Origin of the sequence: Azorhizobium oxalatiphilum (genome assembly GCF_014635325.1) — a bacterium.
GTDB lineage: Bacteria > Pseudomonadota > Alphaproteobacteria > Rhizobiales > Xanthobacteraceae > Azorhizobium > Azorhizobium oxalatiphilum.
Genome location: NZ_BMCT01000007.1, coordinates 119,139 through 139,035, shown reverse-complemented (window position 1 = coordinate 139,035; position 19,897 = coordinate 119,139). Strand labels below are relative to the sequence as shown.

Annotated in this window: 18 protein-coding genes; 5 read left to right on the top strand and 13 right to left on the bottom strand. The window is 68.0% G+C overall.

The annotated features are described in order from the left end of the window. Positions 1-48 precede the first annotated feature (48 nt). Entirely contained in the window at positions 49-1,941 is a 1,893-nt protein-coding gene (gene htpG / locus IEW24_RS21005) for a molecular chaperone HtpG (protein WP_188582345.1), read from the bottom strand. 219 nt (positions 1,942-2,160) lie between these two features. Between htpG and IEW24_RS21000 the strand changes: the two genes are divergently transcribed. Beyond that, positions 2,161-2,874: a hypothetical protein gene (locus IEW24_RS21000; RefSeq protein ID WP_188582342.1), complete on the top strand. Its 714-nt coding sequence runs from the start codon at positions 2,161-2,163 to the stop codon at positions 2,872-2,874. 292 nt (positions 2,875-3,166) lie between these two features. Here IEW24_RS21000 and IEW24_RS20995 read toward each other — a convergent pair whose 3' ends face one another. The 4 genes from IEW24_RS20995 to IEW24_RS20980 form a co-directional block, all read right to left on the bottom strand. Continuing rightward, the gene (locus IEW24_RS20995; RefSeq protein ID WP_188582340.1) at positions 3,167-3,451 is read right to left on the bottom strand and encodes a hypothetical protein; all 285 of its coding nucleotides are present in this window, start codon (positions 3,449-3,451) and stop codon (positions 3,167-3,169) included. A 672-nt stretch (positions 3,452-4,123) separates the two neighbouring features. Further along, complete coding sequence (locus IEW24_RS20990; RefSeq protein WP_188582339.1) at positions 4,124-6,076, bottom strand: MacB family efflux pump subunit; 1,953 nt, start codon at positions 6,074-6,076, stop codon at positions 4,124-4,126. Positions 6,077-6,078: 2 nt separating this feature from the next. Further along, entirely contained in the window at positions 6,079-7,434 is a 1,356-nt protein-coding gene (locus IEW24_RS20985) for an efflux RND transporter periplasmic adaptor subunit (protein WP_188582337.1), read from the bottom strand. Position 7,435: 1 nt separating this feature from the next. After that, a complete protein-coding gene (locus IEW24_RS20980) occupies positions 7,436-9,085 on the bottom strand; it encodes an efflux transporter outer membrane subunit (RefSeq protein WP_188582335.1) in 1,650 nt (549 codons plus the stop codon). Positions 9,086-9,490: 405 nt separating this feature from the next. On the opposite strand from IEW24_RS20980, the gene IEW24_RS20975 reads away from it, so the two are divergent. Continuing rightward, positions 9,491-10,150: a TetR/AcrR family transcriptional regulator gene (locus IEW24_RS20975; protein WP_188582333.1), complete on the top strand. Its 660-nt coding sequence runs from the start codon at positions 9,491-9,493 to the stop codon at positions 10,148-10,150. 22 nt (positions 10,151-10,172) lie between these two features. On the opposite strand, the gene IEW24_RS20970 is transcribed toward IEW24_RS20975, so the two are convergent. Then, a complete protein-coding gene (locus IEW24_RS20970; RefSeq protein WP_188582331.1) occupies positions 10,173-10,445 on the bottom strand; it encodes a helix-turn-helix domain-containing protein in 273 nt (90 codons plus the stop codon). Between the two features lie 99 nt (positions 10,446-10,544). After that, complete coding sequence (locus tag IEW24_RS20965; RefSeq protein WP_188582329.1) at positions 10,545-11,963, bottom strand: MFS transporter; 1,419 nt, start codon at positions 11,961-11,963, stop codon at positions 10,545-10,547. 324 nt (positions 11,964-12,287) lie between these two features. Between IEW24_RS20965 and IEW24_RS20960 the strand changes: the two genes are divergently transcribed. Next, on the top strand, positions 12,288-12,701 hold the full coding sequence (locus IEW24_RS20960; protein ID WP_188582327.1) for a carboxymuconolactone decarboxylase family protein: 414 nt from the start codon (positions 12,288-12,290) through the stop codon (positions 12,699-12,701). Positions 12,702-12,944: 243 nt separating this feature from the next. Here IEW24_RS20960 and IEW24_RS20955 read toward each other — a convergent pair whose 3' ends face one another. After that, complete coding sequence (locus tag IEW24_RS20955) at positions 12,945-13,472, bottom strand: Lrp/AsnC family transcriptional regulator (RefSeq protein ID WP_188582325.1); 528 nt, start codon at positions 13,470-13,472, stop codon at positions 12,945-12,947. Between the two features lie 136 nt (positions 13,473-13,608). Between IEW24_RS20955 and IEW24_RS20950 the strand changes: the two genes are divergently transcribed. Beyond that, a complete protein-coding gene (locus IEW24_RS20950; protein WP_244644581.1) occupies positions 13,609-15,306 on the top strand; it encodes a thiamine pyrophosphate-binding protein in 1,698 nt (565 codons plus the stop codon). Between the two features lie 270 nt (positions 15,307-15,576). On the opposite strand, the gene IEW24_RS20945 is transcribed toward IEW24_RS20950, so the two are convergent. Next, the gene (locus IEW24_RS20945) at positions 15,577-16,140 is read right to left on the bottom strand and encodes a nucleoside 2-deoxyribosyltransferase (RefSeq protein ID WP_188582323.1); all 564 of its coding nucleotides are present in this window, start codon (positions 16,138-16,140) and stop codon (positions 15,577-15,579) included. A gap of 161 nt (positions 16,141-16,301) precedes the next feature. Here IEW24_RS20945 and IEW24_RS20940 point away from each other — a divergent pair, with 161 nt between their 5' ends. After that, entirely contained in the window at positions 16,302-16,457 is a 156-nt protein-coding gene (locus IEW24_RS20940) for a hypothetical protein (RefSeq protein WP_188582321.1), read from the top strand. A 22-nt stretch (positions 16,458-16,479) separates the two neighbouring features. On the opposite strand, the gene IEW24_RS20935 is transcribed toward IEW24_RS20940, so the two are convergent. The 4 genes from IEW24_RS20935 to IEW24_RS20920 all read right to left on the bottom strand — a co-directional run bounded on the left by IEW24_RS20935 (position 16,480) and on the right by IEW24_RS20920 (position 19,894). After that, positions 16,480-17,268 carry an SDR family NAD(P)-dependent oxidoreductase gene (locus IEW24_RS20935; protein WP_188582319.1) on the bottom strand — a complete coding sequence of 263 codons (789 nt, stop codon included), beginning with the start codon at positions 17,266-17,268 and terminating at the stop codon, positions 16,480-16,482. Positions 17,269-17,271: 3 nt separating this feature from the next. Further along, entirely contained in the window at positions 17,272-18,261 is a 990-nt protein-coding gene (locus tag IEW24_RS20930; RefSeq protein WP_188582317.1) for an NAD-dependent epimerase/dehydratase family protein, read from the bottom strand. A gap of 21 nt (positions 18,262-18,282) precedes the next feature. Next, positions 18,283-19,008 (bottom strand): maleate cis-trans isomerase family protein, encoded by a 726-nt coding sequence (locus tag IEW24_RS20925; RefSeq protein ID WP_188582315.1) that lies wholly within the window; start codon positions 19,006-19,008, stop codon positions 18,283-18,285. A gap of 118 nt (positions 19,009-19,126) precedes the next feature. Next, positions 19,127-19,894 (bottom strand): ABC transporter ATP-binding protein, encoded by a 768-nt coding sequence (locus IEW24_RS20920; protein ID WP_188582313.1) that lies wholly within the window; start codon positions 19,892-19,894, stop codon positions 19,127-19,129. Between the last annotated feature and the right edge of the window lie 3 nt (positions 19,895-19,897).

Here is a 19,897-nt window from a genome sequence, read left to right as displayed (position 1 = left end):
GAGTGCGCAATCCCGATCCGTCTCAGAAGCCTCCCCAGCGAGGGCGGCTCAGCCGGCGGGGATGCCGCGCTGCATCACCCGCATGAGGCGGTCGGCGAAGGCGGCGGGGTCCACCGGCTGCTCCCCATCCAGCACGCGGGCCTGATCGAACAGGAGACGCGCCGCATCCGCCCGGAAGGCGATGTCGGACGCCGCGGGACCGGCCAGCGCCGCCACCAGCGGATGGCGCGGGTTGATCTCCAGCACGGGCTTGGCCGCCGTGGGCAGGCGGCCGGCACCCGCCAGCAGCTTCTCCAGCCGCCGGTCGATGCCCACATCCTGCGCGACCAGACACACCGCAGAGGTGGTCATGCGGTCGGAGGCGCGCACATCGGCCACCTCGTCGGCCAGCGTCTCCTTCACGAAGGCGATGAAGTCCTGCGCGGCCTCGGCTTCGGCGGCCGGGGTCTCGTCCTTTTCGGTGAGCGGGATCAGGGAGAGGTCCGCCGCGCCCTGCGTCACCGACTTGAAGGGCTTGCCCTCATAGTCCACGCCCGCCGTCACCCAGAAGCTGTCCACCTGATCCGGCAGCAGCAGCACTTCCACGCCGCGCGCCCGGAAGCCTTCCAGCTGCGGGGCATGCTCGATGCGGGCGAGATCGCCGGTGATGTAATAGATGGCGGTCTGGTTTTCCTTGCAGTCCGCCACATAGTCCTTGAGCGTGCGCCAGCCGCCTTCGGCACCGGCACCCGTGGTGGTGGACTTGAAGCGGGAGAGGCCGAGCAGCTGCGGACGGCGCTCGTAATCCTCGTACAGCCCTTCCTTCAGCACCGGGCCGAAGTTGGACCAGACGCCGGCATAGGCTTCCGCATCGTTCTGCGAGAGCTTCTCCAGCTCGGTGAGCACGCGCCCCGTCACGCCCTTGCGGATGGCGGTGAGGATGGCGCTGTCCTGCAGCATCTCGCGCGAGAGGTTCAGCGGCAGGTCGGCACTATCCACCACGCCGCGCACGAAGCGCAGGTAGCGCGGCATGATCTCCGCATCGTCGGTGATGAAGACGCGCTTCACATAGAGCTTCACCCGGCCCGTGCGGTCGGCGTCGAACAGATCGAAGGGCGCGATGCCGGGCACGAAGACGAGGGCGGAATATTCATGCCGGCCCTCGGCGCGGAAATGCACGGTGAGCGCCGGATTGTCGAACTGGCCGGCCACCGAGCGGTAGAAGTCCGCATATTCTTCCGTGCTGATCTCGGTCTTGGACTTGGTCCACAGCGCCACGCCGTCGGCGATCTCCTGCGGCTCATCCTCGGGGCGAGGCACGATATAGATCGGCACCGGCACATGGCCGGACTGCTGCTTGACGATGCGCTCCAGCGTGAAGTGGTCGGCATAGGTCTTGCCGTCCTCGTTCAGCGTCAGAACGACGCGGGTGCCGCGCGCGGGCGCCAGCGACACGTCCGCATCCTCCACCGTATAGGCGCCCTTGCCGTCGGAGGACCAATGGGCGGCACCCTCGGCACCGGCCCGGCGGGAATAGACGTCCACCTGATCGGCCACCATGAAGGCGGAATAGAAGCCGACGCCGAACTGGCCGATGAGCTGGGCGCCCTCGCCCGCCTGCGCCGCCTCGATGCGCTCCATGAACGCCTTGGTGCCGGAGCGGGCGATGGTGCCGAGCGCCTCCACCATCTCCTCGCGGCTCATGCCGATGCCGTTGTCCTCGATGGTGAGGCGGCCGGCCTCGGTGTCGATGAACAGAGTGATGCGCGCCTTGGGGTCCTCGCCCAGCAGGTCGGGCGTGGTGATGGCCTCGTAGCGCAGCTTCTCGCAGGCATCGGCGGCGTTGGAGATGAGTTCGCGCAGGAAGACGTCGCGGTCGGAATAGACCGAATGCACCATGAGGTGCAGCAGCTTGGCGACGTCGGCCTCGAAGGTGCGGCTTTCGGGTGCGGCAGTCGTCATTGTGTCCCAGGTCCCCCGGATCAGGTCGATTTCGAGGCACGAGATGGCCCGTACGGCCCCGCTTTTCAAGGCCCCGCGCGGGATCGGCCACAGTCTGACGCTGCGGGAGACACAGATCGTTACAATTCTGCCGCGCAAGGAAACCGATTGAAATCGGATGGCCCAGCTTGCGCCAAGAATGCCGGGTGAAATGCCAGCATCGAACAAAGGAGATGGTGGATGCGAAACCCCGGACGCCTGCTGGCCCAGACTTCGCCGCATGTGAAGCGGCTCGCCCTCAAGGTCGGCATCGGCGCCACGCTCAGCCTCGGCACGCTGGCCCTCGCGCATATGATGCCGGAGGACCGGCTGGACAGCCAGGTGAGGATCATCTCCTCCACCGAGGCCCCCTCCTTCGACTTCGTGCCGGCCAGGCACAGCGCCGAGGTGGCCGGCCCGAACCTGCCGGCGGAAATCGCCAAGACCGACACCGGCAAGGCAGAGACCACGCAGATCAGCGTCGCCGCCACGAAGGCGCCGCTGCCCGCCGCCCGTCCGCAGGTGGTGCTGGTTTCCGCCAAAGCCTCCGATGCGGTTGCCTACCCCACCGGCGTCGAGCGGTTCGACCATTGCCAGGCGCGCTGCGAAAGCCGTGATCCGGCCGTGTTCGGCACGCCGCAGCCCATGCCCGCCACCGCTGCGGCCACCGTGCCCCCGCCGCCGCCCGTGGAGGCCGCGCCGCGCGGTCCGCTTCAGGGCACGCTCCACGGGGCCATGGCCGTGCTCGACGGCGGCAAGAAGATGGTCGATGGCGCGCTCGGCGGCGGCAAGCGCATGGTGGACGGCGCTCTGGGCACCGGGAAACGCGCGATGGACGGTGCGCTCGACGGCGCCACCGCAACGCTGGTGGGCGTGAAGGAAGCCATGCTCGGGGCGATCACGCCGGACCTCTGACGGAGAGGACAACGCGATGCTCTTTCCCGTTCTGCACTGGCTGCGGGCTACACCCGCCGAGGGGCCTGCCGCCTCCCCGCAAGACGAGCCGCCCCGCACCATGGCATCGGCGCGCGAGGAGGTGGCCGCCGTCACTCACGCGCGTTTCTCCCCCGGCCCGGACTGGGCCGGGGCCCCACATGGCGGCAGAGGCGCGGCCTATGCCAGCGCCGATGATGAGCGGGCTTTATCCATATGCAGACGCCCGCGCTGAAGCGCGGGCGCTGGCCGTTTTTCCGCAGACGGACGGGCGTCAGTAGTAGCCCGGCCCGTAATAGGTACCCTGGCCGTAATAACGGCGGTCATAGCGGTTCTGGCGATCGTAGCGATCCCCATAATACTCGCGGCGATACTGACGCTCATAACGGCGTTCCCGCGCCTGACGGTCGCGGCGGAACTCACCCGGCACCGGGCCCGGCTTCACATAGCGATGGGCACCGGGCGCATCGGGCGCCAGCGGCAGATACTGGGCGGAGGCCGCCCCGGACGCGCCGAGAACACCCAGCGCAAGCACGATGGAGATGGCTGCCTTTCGCATGAGAGGCGCTCCTCAGTTGTTTCACTTGAAGAAGAAACAACCATCGGTCGCCCTGCGTTCCGCTGGGTCGGAAATACCTCGGAGGCGCCACAATTCGTCATGGCATCACGCCGCGCACACATGAGGTGAACACGCATTCACTTCAGGAATGCGTATCCATTACATGACGATACAAGCCACACGGCCCGATCGCGCAGCCACGGCGGGGGCAGGCGGATGCCTGCCCTCGTCCCACGGTCAGTGATAATGGCGCCGGTGATGCGGCGGGGGCGGCGGGGGAACGTGATGGCGCGGCCGATGCGAGCGATACACCTTCCGGGGCGGCGCCTTGTACGGCTTGTAATGGCGTGGCGCCGTATAATGGCGCGGCGCATCCGGCGCGCGCGGCAGAGGCTGGGCAGAGGCGGAGCCCAATGTCATTACGCCGAACATGAATGCGCACAGGGCAACGGTCGTTTTCTTCACAAGCCACCTCTTCAGATCTTCAACCACTCCCTTCACAACGAATTTGCCAAGTCCAAGTTCCGTATTTTCACGTCGCCGGACATGACCTTACGTAATGAAAGCCCGTAGAGATGGAGACATGGCAGCTTCTGACTGCATCCACATCGAAACCGGGAACGACTTTATTAAGAAATACTTTCCCGTGACGGGAAATACCCACTGGGCACCTCAATCGCGCGACAACGCCACCACCGGATCAAGGAAGGAGGCGTTGCGGGCCGGCAGATAGCCGAACACCACGCCGATCGCCGTCGACACCGCCACCGCCGCCACGATGGAGGCCGGCGAATAGACCATGGAGAACCCCGCCCCCGACAGCGCGATCAGCTCGCCCAGCCCCAGCGCCGTGGCGATGCCCGCGAGGCCGCCGAGCAGGCACACCAGAACCGCCTCGATGAGGAATTGCTGGAGGATGTCGCCGCGCCGCGCGCCCACCGCCATGCGCAGGCCGATCTCGCCGATGCGCTCGGACACCGACACCAGCATGATGTTCATCACCCCGATGCCGCCGACGATGAGCGAGATCACCGCGATGGCGGCGATCAGCAGGGTCAGCATCTGGGTGGTGGCGGTGATGGTCTTGCGGATGTCGTCGGTGTTGAGAATGAAGAAGTCCTTGGTGCCGTGGCGCACGGTGAGGAGCTGGATCACCGCCTCTTCCGCCGCCGCCGGCTCCACCTCGTCGCTCACCTTCAGGGTGATCGAGCGCAGGGTGCTGGTGCCGAGGAAGCGCGCCTGCACCGAGGTGAAGGGCAGATAGACCGACAGATTGGAGCTGGACCCGAAGCCGCCCTGCTGGGCTTCCGTGATGCCGATGACCCGGCACGGCACATCGCCCACCAGCAGCACCTTGCCCAGCGCCCCGCCGGGCGTGGTGGCGAACAGGGCTTTGCGGGTGTTCTCGTCGATCACCACTTCCTGCGTGCGGTCGCGCACACTGCGGGCGTCGAAGAAGCGGCCCTCCGCCAGCTTGGTGCCCTTGGCGGTGAAATAGCTGGGATCCACGCCGTTCACCAGCGCGCTCGCCTCCTTGGGGCCGAAGCGTACGGTGGTGCTGGTGGACACCGTGGGGCTCACCGCCGCCGCATAGGGCTGGGAGGCGATGGCCCGCGCATCCGCCAGCACCAGCGTCTGGACCTTCGCCGAGCGCACGTCGCCGAAATCCTTGCCGGGGAAGATTTCCAGCGTGTTGGTGCCGAGGTTGGAGATGTTGGCGAGCACTTGTCGCTGGGTGCCCGTGCCCAGCGCCACCACGCACACCACCGAGGCGATGCCGATGATGATGCCGAGCATGGTGAGGAAGGTCCGCAGCCGGTGCGCGGCCATGGACAGCACCGCCATGCGCACCGCCTCCTTCAGGCGGTCCACCACGCCGCGCCACATGGGCGCCTGCTTCACCTTGCGGGGTGCCGGCGCGGGGGCTGCGGGCGCGCTGTCGGTGCGGCGATCGGAAATGATCACGCCGTCACTGAGTTCCACGATGCGCTTGGCGCGATTGGCCACCGCCATGTCGTGGGTGACGATGATGATCGTCTTGCCCTCGGCATTCAGCTCATCGAGGATGCGCAGCACCTCCTCGCCGGACGACTTGTCCAGTGCGCCGGTGGGCTCGTCGGCGAGGATGACGTCGCCGCCGTTCATCAGCGCGCGGGCGATGGAGACGCGCTGCTGCTGGCCGCCGGAGAGCTGGCCCGGCCGGTGGTCGGCGCGGTCAGCAAGGCCCAGCCGCGCCAGCAGGCCGAAGGCGCGCTTGTGGCGGGCAGCGGGGTCTTCGCCAGCATAGACGGCGGGGATCTCCACATTGTCCACCGCGTCCAGCTCGGCCAGCAGGTGATAGCGCTGGAAGATGAAGCCGAAGCGCTCGCGGCGCAGCGCCGCCAGCTCGTCCGGTTCGAGGGCGGCGGTGTCGCGGCCGCCCACGCGATAGCTGCCCGAGGAAGGCGTGTGCAGGCAGCCCAGAATGTTCATGAGCGTGGACTTGCCGGAGCCCGAGGCACCCACGATCGCCACCATGTCGCCGCGCGCGATGGTCAGATCGATGTCGTTGAGCACCACCAGCGTGCCCTCGCCCGAGGGGAATTCGCGGCGCACCTTCTCCAGAACCAGCAACGGCTCGGCCATGCTCACATCCCCGGCGGCGGGGGCGGGCCGCCCTGCTGCGTGGCGGCGCCCGACGCGCTGCGGCGCCCAGTGACCACGCGCTCACCCGCCTTCAGGCCGGATTTCACCTCGGCCGTCACCTTGTCGTTGAGGCCGATGGTGACGGTGCGCGGTTCCAGCGTGCCGTCGGACTTGATGACCTGAACGGCATAGCTGCCGTCTGCCGCCACGGTGCCGAGCGCGGCGGCCGGAATGGTGAGCACGCCCTTGGCGCTGCCGAGCACGATGTGCACCTCGGCGGTCATGTAGGTGCGCAGCTTTCCATCCGGGTTCGGCACGTTGAACACGCCGTTGTAATAGATGGCGGAGCTGGTGCTGGAGGAGGACGAGGAGGAGGACGACGACGCGGTGGAGGTGGAGGAGAAGCTGCTGTCGCTCTTCACCGATTCCGGCGCCGGCTCGATGCTCTCCAGCGTGGCGTGATAGGGCTGGTCCGGCGCGCCGAGAATGGTGAAATACACCGCCTGCCCCGGCTTCACCTTTACGACGTCGGCTTCCGAAATCTCGGTGCGCACGGTCATGGTGCCGACATCGCCGAGGATGGCGATGGTGGGCGCGGACTGGCTGGCATTCACCGTCTGGCCTTCCTGCGTCACCAGCGCGAGGATGGTGCCATCCGTGGGCGCGGTGATGCGGGTGTAGCCCAGATTCACCCGCGCGGTTTCCACCGCCACTTCGGCGCTGGCGATCTGCGCATCGAGGGCGGCGATCTGCGCCCTGGTGGTGCCCACCGTGGAAGCGGCGGTCTCGTAATCCGCCTGCGAGGTGATGGTCTGGGTGAGCATGCGCGTCTGCCGGGCCAGCGTCAGCTCGGCATATTTCAGCGTCACCTGCTTTTCCTCGCGCTGGGCGCGCATGTTGGCGAGGTCCGCTTCCGCCGTGCGCAGGGCGTTCTGCTGGGTCAGGTCGTCGATCTCGGCGATGAGGTCGCCGGCCTTGACCACCTGCCCGAGCTTCACGTGCATCTTGAGCAGACGTCCGGACGCCTGCGCGCCCACCGCCACGAACCGCACCGGCTTCAATATGCCGGTGGCGAGCACGCTCTCCTCGATGTCGCCGGCGGCAGCGGCGGCGGACGTATAGGCATCCGCCGGGCGCACCGTGTTCGCGGACCGGTAGTACCAGAACCCTCCCAGAAGCAGCAGAAGGGCCGCGGCCAGAAGCCAGCGTCCCTTCCTGCGCGGCGGCCTGCCGCCGCTGCCCTTCCTGCCCGGCGCGTCAGGCGGGGCGGTGGCCGGAAACAGCGGCACGGCCTCCGGCCCCGGCGCCGCATCGGCGCGGGGTGTCCTGTCGAGCGAAGCGGGTTCGGTTCGCGGCATCTCAGTTTCCGAACGGCCACATGGCCGAGACTGTGTTGGCATCGGGCAGATGCGGGCCGGTGTTCACATCCACCACTTCCGGCGTCTTCGTGTCCACGCGGCCATCCCAGCCGCCGCCCAGCGCCTTGTGGAGGGCGATATAGTCGGTGGTGATCAGAACCCGGCTCTGCAAGAGGCTGTCCTGCGCCGAATAGAGCGAGCGCTCAGCATCCAGAACGTCGAGGAAGCTGGAGCCGCCGGTCTGGTAGAGCGCGCGGGAGAGCCGGGCGGCATCGCCATAGGCCTTCGCGGACTCCTGCAGGCTGCGGGCGCGCTGGCGCTCCTTGGACAGCGCCACGAGGGAATTCTCCACGTCCTCCATGGCGGTGAGCACAGTGGAGCGCAGGGCGACATAATATTGATCGCGCTGGGCCTCGGCCAGCTCCACGCCCGCCTGCAACTGGCCGCCATTGAAGATGGGCAGCGTCAGCGAGGGGCCGAAGGACCAGCTGATGGTGGAGCCCTTGCCGAGATCGCCCGCCTTCACCGCGCTGGTGGCAAGAGACCCGGTGAGGCTCACGCTGGGATAGAGCTGCGCCTGCGCGTTGCCCACGCTCGCCGTGTACTGCGCGAGCTGGCGCTCGGCGGCGCGCACGTCCGGCCGCGCGGCGAGGATGTCCGCCGGCACGCCGGTGGGAACCGGCAGGCGCGGGCTCGGAATGGGCTTGGAGCGGTTCATGGCGCTGGTGAGCGTGCCCGGCATCTGGCCGGTGAGCACGCTGATGCGATGCACCGCCTGCGCATAGCTGGACTGGAGGCTGGGGATGTCCGCCTCCGTGCTCGCCGCCTGCCCCACCGCATTGGCCACGTCCACGGCGGAGGAAGAGCCGGCATCGAACTTCTGCCGCGTCAGCTGCGCGGTCTCCCGCTGGGAGGCGGCGGTGCGGGTGGCAAGGTCGATGCGGGCCTGATAGCCGCGCGCCTGCACATAATAGGTGGTCAGGTCGCCGATCAGCGTCACCAGCGCATCGCGCAGCTGCGCCTCGGAGGCTTCCACCGCATAGGTGGCGCTCTCCACCGCGCGGCGGTTGCCGCCGAACAGATCCAGCTCCCACGAGGCATCGAAGCCGCCCTGCCACTGGGTGGTGCGGCTGGTGCCGGAGCTGCCGGCGCCGTCCGTATCCACGGTGATGGTGCTGGTGCCGGAGGAAGACGCGGACGTGCCGGTGGCGGCATTCTGCGACCGTGTGATGGAAGCCGAGCCGTTCGCCGAGGGGAACAGGCTCGAGGCCTGCTGGGCGCGGGTGGCGCGGGCCTGCCGCACGGCGGCCTTGGCCGTCGCCACATCCAGATTGTGGGCCACCGCCTCGTCCACCAGCTTGTCGAGCGTGGGATCATTCAGGCGGCGCCACCAGGCATGGAGCTGGGCGGGCTTTTGCGCCTGCGCCTTGGTGGCGGCGGCGAAATTCGTGGGCATGGCCATGGGCGGCGGCGCATAGTCCGGCCCCACCACGCAGGCGGCGAGCAGCGGCGCCAGCGCCACGAGGCCGAGCAGCGCACGGCGGCGCGCAGCCCGGATGGGGCGCGGATTGGTCACACCGGGCACAGCCGGAGACAGGCTCTCAATGGACGTCTGCGCCGCATCGGCAGCCGGTGGAAACGCCTGATACATCACTCACCTTCACTCGCCCCGGGCACGCATCCCCCGGCTGTCCACCTTCAGCCTGCGGATTCGCCCGAAACGGCGCATTTGCCATGGTCTAAGGGAAACGGCAGACGACGGGTTACGGGGACCCACGCCAGATGCCGAAGCCGTGAGACCGATCCAGCCCGCCTCTCGCGAAGCATGGTCCGGATCAACCCAACGGCTATAGTGGACGCGACTGCCCCCTCCAAGCACGACCGTGTATCTGGACGTTGCTCGGAGCCGGGCGGAACCCGGCGGCAGCCTCTCCCCGGCACGCCGAGGATTTACGGAACTGATCGGTACTGATAATTGAGTTGGCTGGCGACTGTCAATCGGCCCGGCTTTCACGAAAGCGGGGCCGGCACGGACGGTATGGGGCGGGGAGCGCAGATGACGAACGAGAGCCAGGAGGACACGGCACGCCGGCCACGCGGGCGGCCGAAGACGGCGAGCGATACGCAGCGCCGGGCCGGCGTGCTGCAGGTGGCGCGGACGCTGTTCGAGGAGCAGGGCTTCGCCGGCACCACCACCGACATGGTGGCGGCCCGCGCCCGCATGTCCAAGCAGACCCTCTACCGCCTGTTCCGCAACAAGGCCGAGCTGTTCCGCGCGCTGGTGGAAGACCATCGCAGCACCATGCTGGCGCTGCCGCTGAAGGAGCATGACCTGCCGCTCGCGCAGGCCATCGCCACCATCTTCCGTTTCGACATTGCACCCGAGGCCGAGCGCGAGCGCGCGGTCTTCCTGCATTTCGCCATGCGCACGGTCACGGATGATCCGGAGGTGCACGCCATCCTGCGTGAGGCCGGGCCCGATGCCTCCCGCGCGATGCTGTCCGCATGGCTGGAAACGCGGGCAGCGAACGGCGAGATCGTGCTTGAGGACGCGGACAGCGCGGCGCGCATGCTCATGGACATGGTGTTCGGCGCCATGCTGCACTTTGCCGACCCGCGCACCGGCCCGCCCGAGGGCCCGCAACGCCAGGCACGCCTCGATCATCTCCACCGCTGCGTGCGCATCTTTCTGGACGGGGTGCGACCAAAAGGCTGACGGACATCCGCCAAGCCGGTGCTCAGTTGGCGCTGGCGCGGGCGCCGGTGGAATCGCGCAGCCGCACGCCGCGGCTGCCGGCATCGCTCACCGCGCCCTCGCCGATCAGCTCGATGCCCGCCCGCTGGAGACCGCCCATGAGCTTCAGAAGCGAGCCCATGTTGCCGCGGATCACGCCGTTGCTCGCCTCCATCCGCTGGATGGTGGGGACGGAGAGGTCGCACAGTTGGGCCATGGCCTTCTGATCGAGGCCGAGCAGCGCCCGCGAGGCGCGTAATTGCGCAGCAGTAATCATCGGTCGGCAATCATCGTTGACGAAAAGTGTTTGCGGCACAGCACACTACACCAGCACCGCCAATCATTTCAATCGCAAGATATAAGGTTGGCTTTCGTTTCAGATCGCGCCCGGCTTCGCGCCGTCGCGCGCGGCCAGCCGCAGGAAGCTCGCGCCGCTGCCGGCCAAAGCGAAGCCGCCGCCCAGCAATAGCGCCAGCGTCGATCCCCACTGCCCCGCCAGCGCGAAGCACAGGGCCACCAGCGAGGCGCCCAGCGTCTGCCCCATGAGGCGGGCGGTGGCCACCATGCCGCTGGCGCTGCCCGAGCGGCCGGGCGGCGCGCTGGACATGATGGCGCGGATGTTGGGCGACTGGAAAAAGCCGAACCCCGCCCCGCACAGTGCCATGCGCCAGATGATGTCGGGCGTCGAGGGATCCGCCGGCAAGGCGGCCAGCGAGAACATGCCGAGGCTCAGCACCACCAGCCCCATGCCGCCGAGAATGCCGGCCGGATAGCGATCCGACAGCCGCCCCGCCACCGGCGCCATGATCGCCACCACGATGGACCAGGGCGTCATCAGCAGGCCCGTATCCACCGCCGTGCGGCCCAGCTCGTGCTGGAAATAGAAGGGCAGGCCCACGAAGGCGAGGCCCTGCGCGGCAAACGAGCACACCGCCGTGGCGGCGGAGAGGCTGAACATGGGCCGCCTGAACAGGTCCAGCGGCAGCATGGGCGCCGGATGCCCCGCCTGCCGGCGGATGAGCAAGGCGATGAGGATGGCGGCGATCACCAGTTCGGCGGCCACCATCAGCGGGTGCGACCAATGCGCCGCCTCGCCCACGGCGAGGATGAACACGCCCAGCCCGCCGGCCACCAGCGTGCCCCCCACCAGATCGTAGCGATGGGCGGCGCGCGGCGTGCGCGGCATGGTGCGCAAGGCGATGACCATGGCGATGACGCCGAAGGGCACATTGACCGCGAACAGCCACGGCCACGTGGCCACCGAGAGGATGGCGGAGGCCACCGTCGGCCCCAGCGCGAAGGCCACCCCCACGGACAGCGCCACCCGGCCGATGCCCTGCCCCAGCAACGCCCTGGGATAGACATGGCGGACGATGGCCGCATTCACGCTCATGATGCCGCTGGCCCCCACGCCCTGCAGCATGCGCGCCACCATCAGGCTGGGAAGAGACCAGGCCAGCGCGCAGGCCAGCGAGGCGACGGTGAACAGGATCAGCCCGCCCATGTAGACCCGGTCGTGCCCCGCCGTCTCGCCCAGCGAGGCGAACGGCAGGAGCGTCGCCACCATGGCCAGCTGGTAGACGTTCACGATCCATACCGCGGTTGCCGCATCGGTATTGAGATCCCAGGCGATGGTCGGCAGCGCCGTATTGGCGATGGCGGTGTCCAGCGAGGCCATGATGACCGCGATGGAGGTGGTGAGCACCACCCAGCGCCGCAGGTGCGCGGGCAGGCCATCGAGGATTTCCGAGGCAGCGGCAGGGGAGGCCGTGGAAGATCGTGCGGGGGCGGACATCGGAAATCCCGGCGCGGATGAACGGGCGGACGCGACGCAGTGACGCGGCGAGATTGCATGTATACCATCAATCTCGCCGGGTCAGTATGAGCGATGTGGGCAGGCGCGCGAGCGTCCATACCCCCCGCGCATGCCTGCCCCAGAGACATGGACGTGGAGACACTGGGAGGGGTGACACGGGAGCGGAGACACGGGAGTGCCTGCCCGGGGCTCGGCCTTTGCAGCGCGCCCCCTCCCACGCCATCCTGCGCCCCGCGCCAAGACCACGTGCCAAGACCACGCGCCAAGACCACCTGCCAGACCGGCCCATCACAGGAGACGCCCATGAGCAAGATCGCCCCCTCGCAGGATGCCCCGCGCCCGCTGTTCGATACCGGCCTTGCCATCCGCAAGGAGGTGCTCGGCGCCGAATATGTGGAGCGGGCCATCGCCGGTGCCGACGATTTCTCCCGGCCGTTGCAGGAAATGGTGACGGAATACTGCTGGGGGAACATCTGGGGGCGGCCGGGCCTCGACCGGCGCACCCGCAGCCTGCTCAACATCGCCATGCTCTCGGCGCTGAACCGGCCGCACGAGCTGAAGCTGCACCTCAAGGGCGCGCTCACCAACGGCGCCACGCGGGAGGAAATCCGCGAGACCATCCTCCAGATCGGCGTCTATTGCGGCGTGCCGGTGGCCATCGAGACCAACCGCCTCGCGCAGGAGGTTTTCCGCACGCTGGATGCCGAGGAGGGGTGAGGCGCCAAAGGACAGGGGACGTTCGCACCTGGCCTGATGCCGCAAAACATCGTCATGCCCGGACTTGATCCGGGCATCCACGTCAGGCCGATGGTGGCCGCTGCGAAGTCTGGTCATGCGGCTGCCGTTCGCGAACGTGCGCGCCGCCTTCCCAGAGGAGGGACGTGGATGGCCGGATCAAGTCCGGCCATGACGAACCACTTAAGAGGCGCGGTTCGCTCGACTTGTCGGGCGGAGCATCCCTCAGACAGACCCCGCCAGCAGCGGGTCCACGGAGATGGAGCGCTTCAGGGAGCGCAGCGCGAAGGTGGTGCGCGAGTGCTGGATGCCCGGCATCTTGTAGAGCGTCTCGCGCAGGAAACGCTCGTAATGCTCGGTGCCAGCCACCGCCAGCTTGATCAGATAGTCATAGTCGCCGGTGACGAGATGCGCCTCCACAACCTCCGGGATGCGCAGGAGCGCCTCGCCGAACTGCGCCAGCGCCTTGTCGTCATGCTTGTTGAGCGTGACCTCCACGAACACCGTATTGCCGAGGCCGATGGCCTTGTGGTTGAGCACCGCCACATAGCCCTCGATGGTCCCCGATGCCTCCAGCCGCTTCACGCGCGTCCAGCACGGCGAAGCGGAGAGCGACACCTTCGCCGCCAGCTCGTTCATGGTGAGCCGCCCGTCCTCACGCAGCGCAGAGAGGATCCTGCGGTCCATGGCGTCGAGCACCACCCTGCCGTCAGGGGACGCAGAGGCAGCATGATCATTCTGCCGTTTTGCCATTTATGCCGATCTCCTTCTGCACATGGCGCTATTTAGCAGAATCGTCGGAAAGACATCAGCGCCGTCCTCGGGAATAATTGCGGGACGCAGTCCGCCCGCCCCCCTTTTGTCCTCAGGACCGACCCAGGACCTCCCCATGACCACCCGAATGTTCTGCAAGACCGACGACATGAGCGCGCGGCGCGGCGCGGATGTGCTGCTGGAGATCCTCGCCAGCGAGAAGGTGGCGTATATCTTCGGCAATCCCGGCACCACCGAGCTGCCGCTCATGGATGCGCTGCTCGATGCGCCGTCCCTCAAATACATTCTGGCGCTTCAGGAAGCCTCCGTGGTGGCCATGGCGGATGGCTATGCGCAGGCCGCCCGCCGCCCCGCCTTCCTCAACCTGCACACCGCCGGCGGGCTCGGCCACGGCATGGGCAATCTGCTCAATGCCAGCGTCTCGCAGACGCCGCTGGTGGTCACTGCCGGCCAGCAGGATTCCCGCCACACCGTCACCGATCCGCTGCTGTTCGGCGATCTCGTCAGCATCGCCCAGCCGGCGGTGAAATGGGCGCGGGAAGTCACCACCGCCGACCAGTTGCCCATCCTCGTGCGCCGCGCCTTTCATGACGCCGATGCCGCCCCCGCCGGCCCGGTGTTCCTGTCGCTGCCCATGGACGTGATGGAGGAGTTCACCAACGTCCAGATCGCCCCGCCCTCGCAGATCGACCGCAAGGCGGTGGCCGGCTCGCTGCCGGAGCTGGCGGCGCATCTGGCCGGCATCGCGCCGGGCCGGATCGCGGTCATCGCCGGTGACGAGATCCATGCCAGCGAAGCGGCGGCGGAAGCGGCCGAGGTGGCGGAAATTCTCGGCGCCACCGTCTATGGCTCGTCCTGGCCCTCGCGCATCCCCTTTGCCACCTCCCATCCCTTGTGGGCGGGCAACATGCCGACGCAGGCCAAGGCCATCGCCGGCATCCTCTCCAATTACGACGCCATCTTCGCGCTCGGCGGCAAGTCGCTGATCACCATCCTCTACACCGAGGGGCCGGCAGTGCCGGAGGGCTGCGACGTGTTCCAGCTTTCCGCCGACGTGCGCGACCTCGGCCGCACCTATTTCACCAAACTCTCCGTGGTGGGCGACATCCGCCTCTCGCTGCGCGCCCTCATGCCCCATCTGCGGGAGGCCACCGCTTCGACGGCCGAGGCGCGCAAGGCGCTGGTGGACGCCGCCCGGCAGGCCCGCCACGACCAGCGCCACGCCCTCGACCTTCAGGCCAACGCCGAGATGGACGCGCCGCGCATGAGCCCGCTGGTGGCCGCCCGCGAGGCGGTGCGCGCCATCGGGCCGAAGACCGCCATCGTGGACGAGGCCATCGCCACCTCCAGCCATGTGCGCAAGTTCCTGAACTCCGACTCACCGACGCAGTATTCGTTCCTGCGCGGCGGCGGGCTCGGCTGGGGCATGCCGGCGGCGGTGGGCTGCTCGCTGGGCCTCGATCGCGCGCCGGTGGTCTGCCTCGTGGGCGACGGCGCGGCCATGTATTCCCCGCAGGCGCTGTGGACCGCCGCCCATGAGGACCTGCCCGTGACCTTCGTGGTGATGAACAACCGCGAATACAACGTGCTGAAGAATTTCATGAAGTCGCAGGCGGACTACGTCTCGGCCCGCACCAACCGCTTCCTCGCCATGGACCTCGACCAGCCGGCCATCGACTATGTGGCGCTCGCCCAGTCCATGGGCGTGCCGGCGCGGCGCATCGAGCGCGGCGCGGACGTGGCCGCCGCCATCGAGGCGGGGATCGCCAGCGGCAAGCCGAACCTGATCGAAATCCTGATCAGCGCCACCTGAGCGGGCGCACAGCAATTCGTCATCCCCGGGCTTGACCCGGGGATCCACGTGGTGCGGCCTGGCAGGCGGCAGACGTTCTCGCGAACGGCGAGGGCAAATCTCTGCCTTGGTAGCGGCCACGGTCGGCCCGACGTGGATGCCCGGAAGTCGGATGATTCCGACTTCCGGATATTGGAAGCCAAAGTCGGAAATATCCGACTTTGGGGTCAAGCCCGGGCATGACGATCTAGGGTTTCAGCGCAGTTGATCCCCGAATGCCCATCCGCCGGCTCACCAGAACAGCCAGCCCGCCAGCATGGCGATGGCCCAGGCGATGAGGATTTTCGACACCAGCCCCATGCTGCGGTTTTCGGAGAGATCCACGTGGCGCGCGGCGGCGGCGATGGCCTCCTCCGGCGAGGGCCATACCTTCTGGCCGGGGGGCGAGATCATCAGGTTCTCGGCTTCGCCGAAATCCTCGATCAGATGGCCCTGCGCATCCCTGAGGCCGCCCTCGCCCGGCGTGCCGGGGATGCGCACGCTCATGGGGCGGGGATCGGCCGACCACAGGAAGACCGGCACGCCCTTGGCCTCCGCATAGCCGATCTCGAACGCCGTGCCGGGATCCATATGGGCGCCCCGGAAGGGCGAGATGTTTGCCACCACCACGTCCGCTTTGGTGATGCCGTCGATGCAGCGGCCACGGATGTCGTGGGCGGTGTCGGCAGGCAGGCCGCCGTCCAGCGGATAGATGGCGGCAAGGCCGCGCGCTTCGCACAAGGCGCGCAGGCGTTCACCCTCGGCCACCGCATCGGGACGAAACACCTCTGGTCCGGCCAGATAAACACGCGTCACGCTTCCCGCCTCCGTTTCCCCCGCCTTATGCCGCAGGCGGACGCACGGGGGCAACCGGGGCCGTTAACCTTGCGCCGGGCACGGTAAAAACAGCGCCGCCCGCGCGGGAACCTCAAGGCCGAGCTTGCGTTGATGGTGCAGGATCAACGGAGGTAAGTTCCATGAGCCGCAATGCGCTCTACGCCATCATCGCCGTTCTCGTGGTGGGCGGCGGCTTCTTTGCCTATCAGACCTATCAGGCGCAGGAGGAGAAGAAGAACTCCCTGCAGATCCAGGTCGGCCCCAATGGCGTGAAGGTGGACCCGCCCTCGCGCTGAGCGGCGGATCAACCCTGAACGTTCAGGCGGCCATCCAGCCGCCATCCACCATCAGATTGACGCCGGTGACGAAGCTGGCGTCGTCGCTGGCGAGATACAGCGCGCCCCGCGCCACGTCGTCCGGCTTGCCGAACCGCGGCCACGGCGTGCGGCGGCGGGCGCGGTCCAGCACGTCCTCGTCCAGCAGGCGACCGCCCTGCCCGGTGACGATCTTGCCCGGCGCGACCGCATTGCAGACGATGCCGTCCTTCGCATAATCGGAGGCAATCTGGCGGGTCATGTAGGCGATGGCCGCCTTGGTGGTGCCATAGGCGAGATCGCCCGGCGCCGCGATCATGCCGTGCTGGGACGACAGGTTCACGATGCGCCCGCGCACCTCGTCGCGCGGTTCCTGCGTGAGCATTTGGCGAACCGCCGCCTGACAGCACAGGAACACGCCGGTCAGATTCACATCCAGCACCCGCTTCCAGTCCGCCTCCGCCAGCTCCATGAGCGGGCGGGGATGGCGGATGCAGGCATTGTTGACGATCACGTCCAGCGCGCCGAACTCGGCCACCGTGCGGGCGATCAGGGCATCCACCTGCGCACTGTCCGAGATATCGCAGTGCTGGAAGATGGCCGTGCCGCCCTCGGCGGTGATGAGCGGCACCGTGGACTCGCCGCCCTCGATCGCCTGCTCAGTGACATCGGCCACCACCACAAGAGCGCCATGGGCGGCGAACAGGCGGCAGATGGCCCGGCCGATGCCGGAGGCGCCGCCGGTGACAATGGCCACGCGCTTGTCGAGGCGCCGCGCGTCGGGAGAGAGCATCAGTCAGGCCTTCGCTGAGAGGAAGAGATCGGCATTGGTCTCGAACCACGGCAAATAATCGTCCAGCGCCGCATCGAGATCGAAGCGGGGGGCGAAGCCGGTGTCGGCCTTGAGGCGGGCCGCGTCCATGGCGGCACGGTCGTAATCGGCATAGAAGGCGATGTTGCCCGGCGCCGCCATGCGGAAGGCGAACCCCTTGCGGCGCTCGGCCAGCGCGGCACAGAAGCCCTCCAGCGACCAGACGAAGCCGGCGGCGAGGTTATAGACCTTGTGCCGCAGGAATTGCGCATCGAGCAGCGCCAGGGTCGCCGCCGCGCCGTCGCGGGAATAGAGGAAATCGCGCCAGTGGGGGCGGGCCAGCGCCACCTCCTCGCCGCGCATGGCGCCGAGCAGCACCTGCAAGGGCGCACTTGGCGTATCGCGGGCGGCGGTCGCATATTCCCACGGCCCGAAGCAGGTGCCCAGCCGCCCCACCACCAGATCGAGATCATGCAGCGCCGCGAGCCGCAGGGCGGATGCCTCCGACGCCTGCTTGGAGATGCCGTAAAGCCCCTCCGGCCGGAGCAGCGTGTCGTCCTCGCGCAGCAGCGTACGCAGACGGCCCGAGGCGCCATAGACCGAGCCGGAGCTCATGTGGACGATACGGCCCACGCCAGCCGCGCGCGCAGCCGCGATGATATTGAGCGTGCCGCACAGATTGACCGCGAACACCGAGCCCGGGTCGCGCCGCTCGCGATTGGCATCCGCCGTGACGGCGGCGAGGTGGATGATGCGCCCCGCCCCGCTCTCCGCCACCGCCCGATGGACCGCATCCGCATCGCGCATGTCGCCGGCGATGGTCTCGAAGCGGCCCGGCAGGCCCGCGAAGGCACGCCGCGCGGCATCCGGCGGACAGGCGAGATCGAAGCCCACCACATGCTCGCCCCGCGCCAGCAGGGCCTCGCTGATGGCGAGCCCCATGAAGCCGGATGCGCCGGTGAGAAGGACGGTCATCTCAGCCTGCCCCCTTGTCGCTCACAGCTCGCGGAACAGCGAGCCCCAGCCGGTGACGCGGGTGGTGTCCACGCCGGCCATCTTCAGGCTCTTCCACACCGAGGTGGCAATGGTGTCATAGATCGGAATGCCGGTCTCGGCCTCCAGCTTTTCCACCAGCGGCGCCGCGCGCAGATTGGTGCAGATGACCGCGATGGCTTCCGGCTTCGAGGTCGCAACTTCACGGGTCATGCTGATCAGCTGCTCAGACGTCACTTCGGAGAAGGAGAAATTGTCCTGCAGGCCGAGGTGCCGGTCGCCGCAGCAGGCATGGCCCAGCTTCTCGTAATTGGCCACCACGCGGGCCTGCACGTCGTCGAGATAGGGCGAGACGTGGCCGAGGCTCTTCACCTTCTTGGCGGCCAGAACCTCGTTCAGCGCCAGCATGGAGGTGTTGGCCTTGATGCCGGTGGCGGCGGTGATGCGCTCGCACAGGCGCTCGTCGGACTCAAAGCCCAGCCAGCCGGAGGAGGTGCCGTTCCAGGAGATGACGTCCACCTTGGCGTGGGCGAGGAGTTCCGCCGCGCGCAGGATTTCGGTGTCGTCGAACTGCTTGAGGGCGGTGTCGGAGAGGGCGATCTCCGTCACCTTGAAGCGGCCGAAATGGGCGGAGACCTCGGGCAGGCCGGCGACCATGGCCTGCGTCACCGGCTCCAGCACGGTGTTGGAGGACGGGGTGAGCATGCCGAGAAGAACGCGCTTGGTCATGATGAGCCTGATGTCCTGCGCCGTCTCGCAAGGGCGCGCAGCAGCGCTGCGCCCCTTGGGAGGGCGATGAAACGGGAAGCGAGATGAGCGTCCGCCGTCCTGAAGACGGCGGGCGCGATCAGCCGTGGGCGGCGCCGCTGGGGCGCAGCAGGTCGAGGATGTGGCGCTTCACATCGTTGAAGCGCGGGGAGGTGATGTCGCGCGGGCGCGGCAGATCCAGATGGATCAGCTCGGCGATGCGGCCGGGGCGGGCCGACATGACCGCCACGTGGGTGCCCAGCGTCAGCGCCTCGTCGATGCCGTGGGTCACGAAGACGATGGTGCCCTTGTGCTCTTCCCAGATGCGCACCAGCTCGTTCTGCATGTCCATGCGCGTCTGCTCATCGAGCGCGCCGAACGGCTCGTCCATGAGGATGACGCCGGGGTTCATGAGCAGCGCTCGGGCGATGCCGACGCGCTGGTTCATGCCGCCGGACAGCTCCGAGGGGAAATGGTTCTCGAAGCCGGTGAGGCCCACCATGTTGATATAGAGCTGCGCCTTCTCCCGGCGCTCGGCCTTCATGGCGCCGCGCATCTTCAGGTGGAAGGCCACGTTCTCCCACACCGGCAGCCACGGCATGAGGTTGGCCTGCTGGAAGACCACGCCGCGATCGGAACCGGGCGCCTCGACCACCTGCCCGTCTACCTTCACGGTGCCGGCCGTCGGCTTGTCGAAGCCGGCGATCATGTTGAGCAACGTGGACTTGCCGCAGCCGGAGGGGCCGAGCAGGCACAGGAACTCGTTCTTCTTCACGGTGACGTCCACATTGGACAAAGCCGTGACGTCGCTCTTGCGCTTGGCGTCCTTGAAGATCTTGGAGACGCCGGAAATCTCGATGGTCGCCATGGC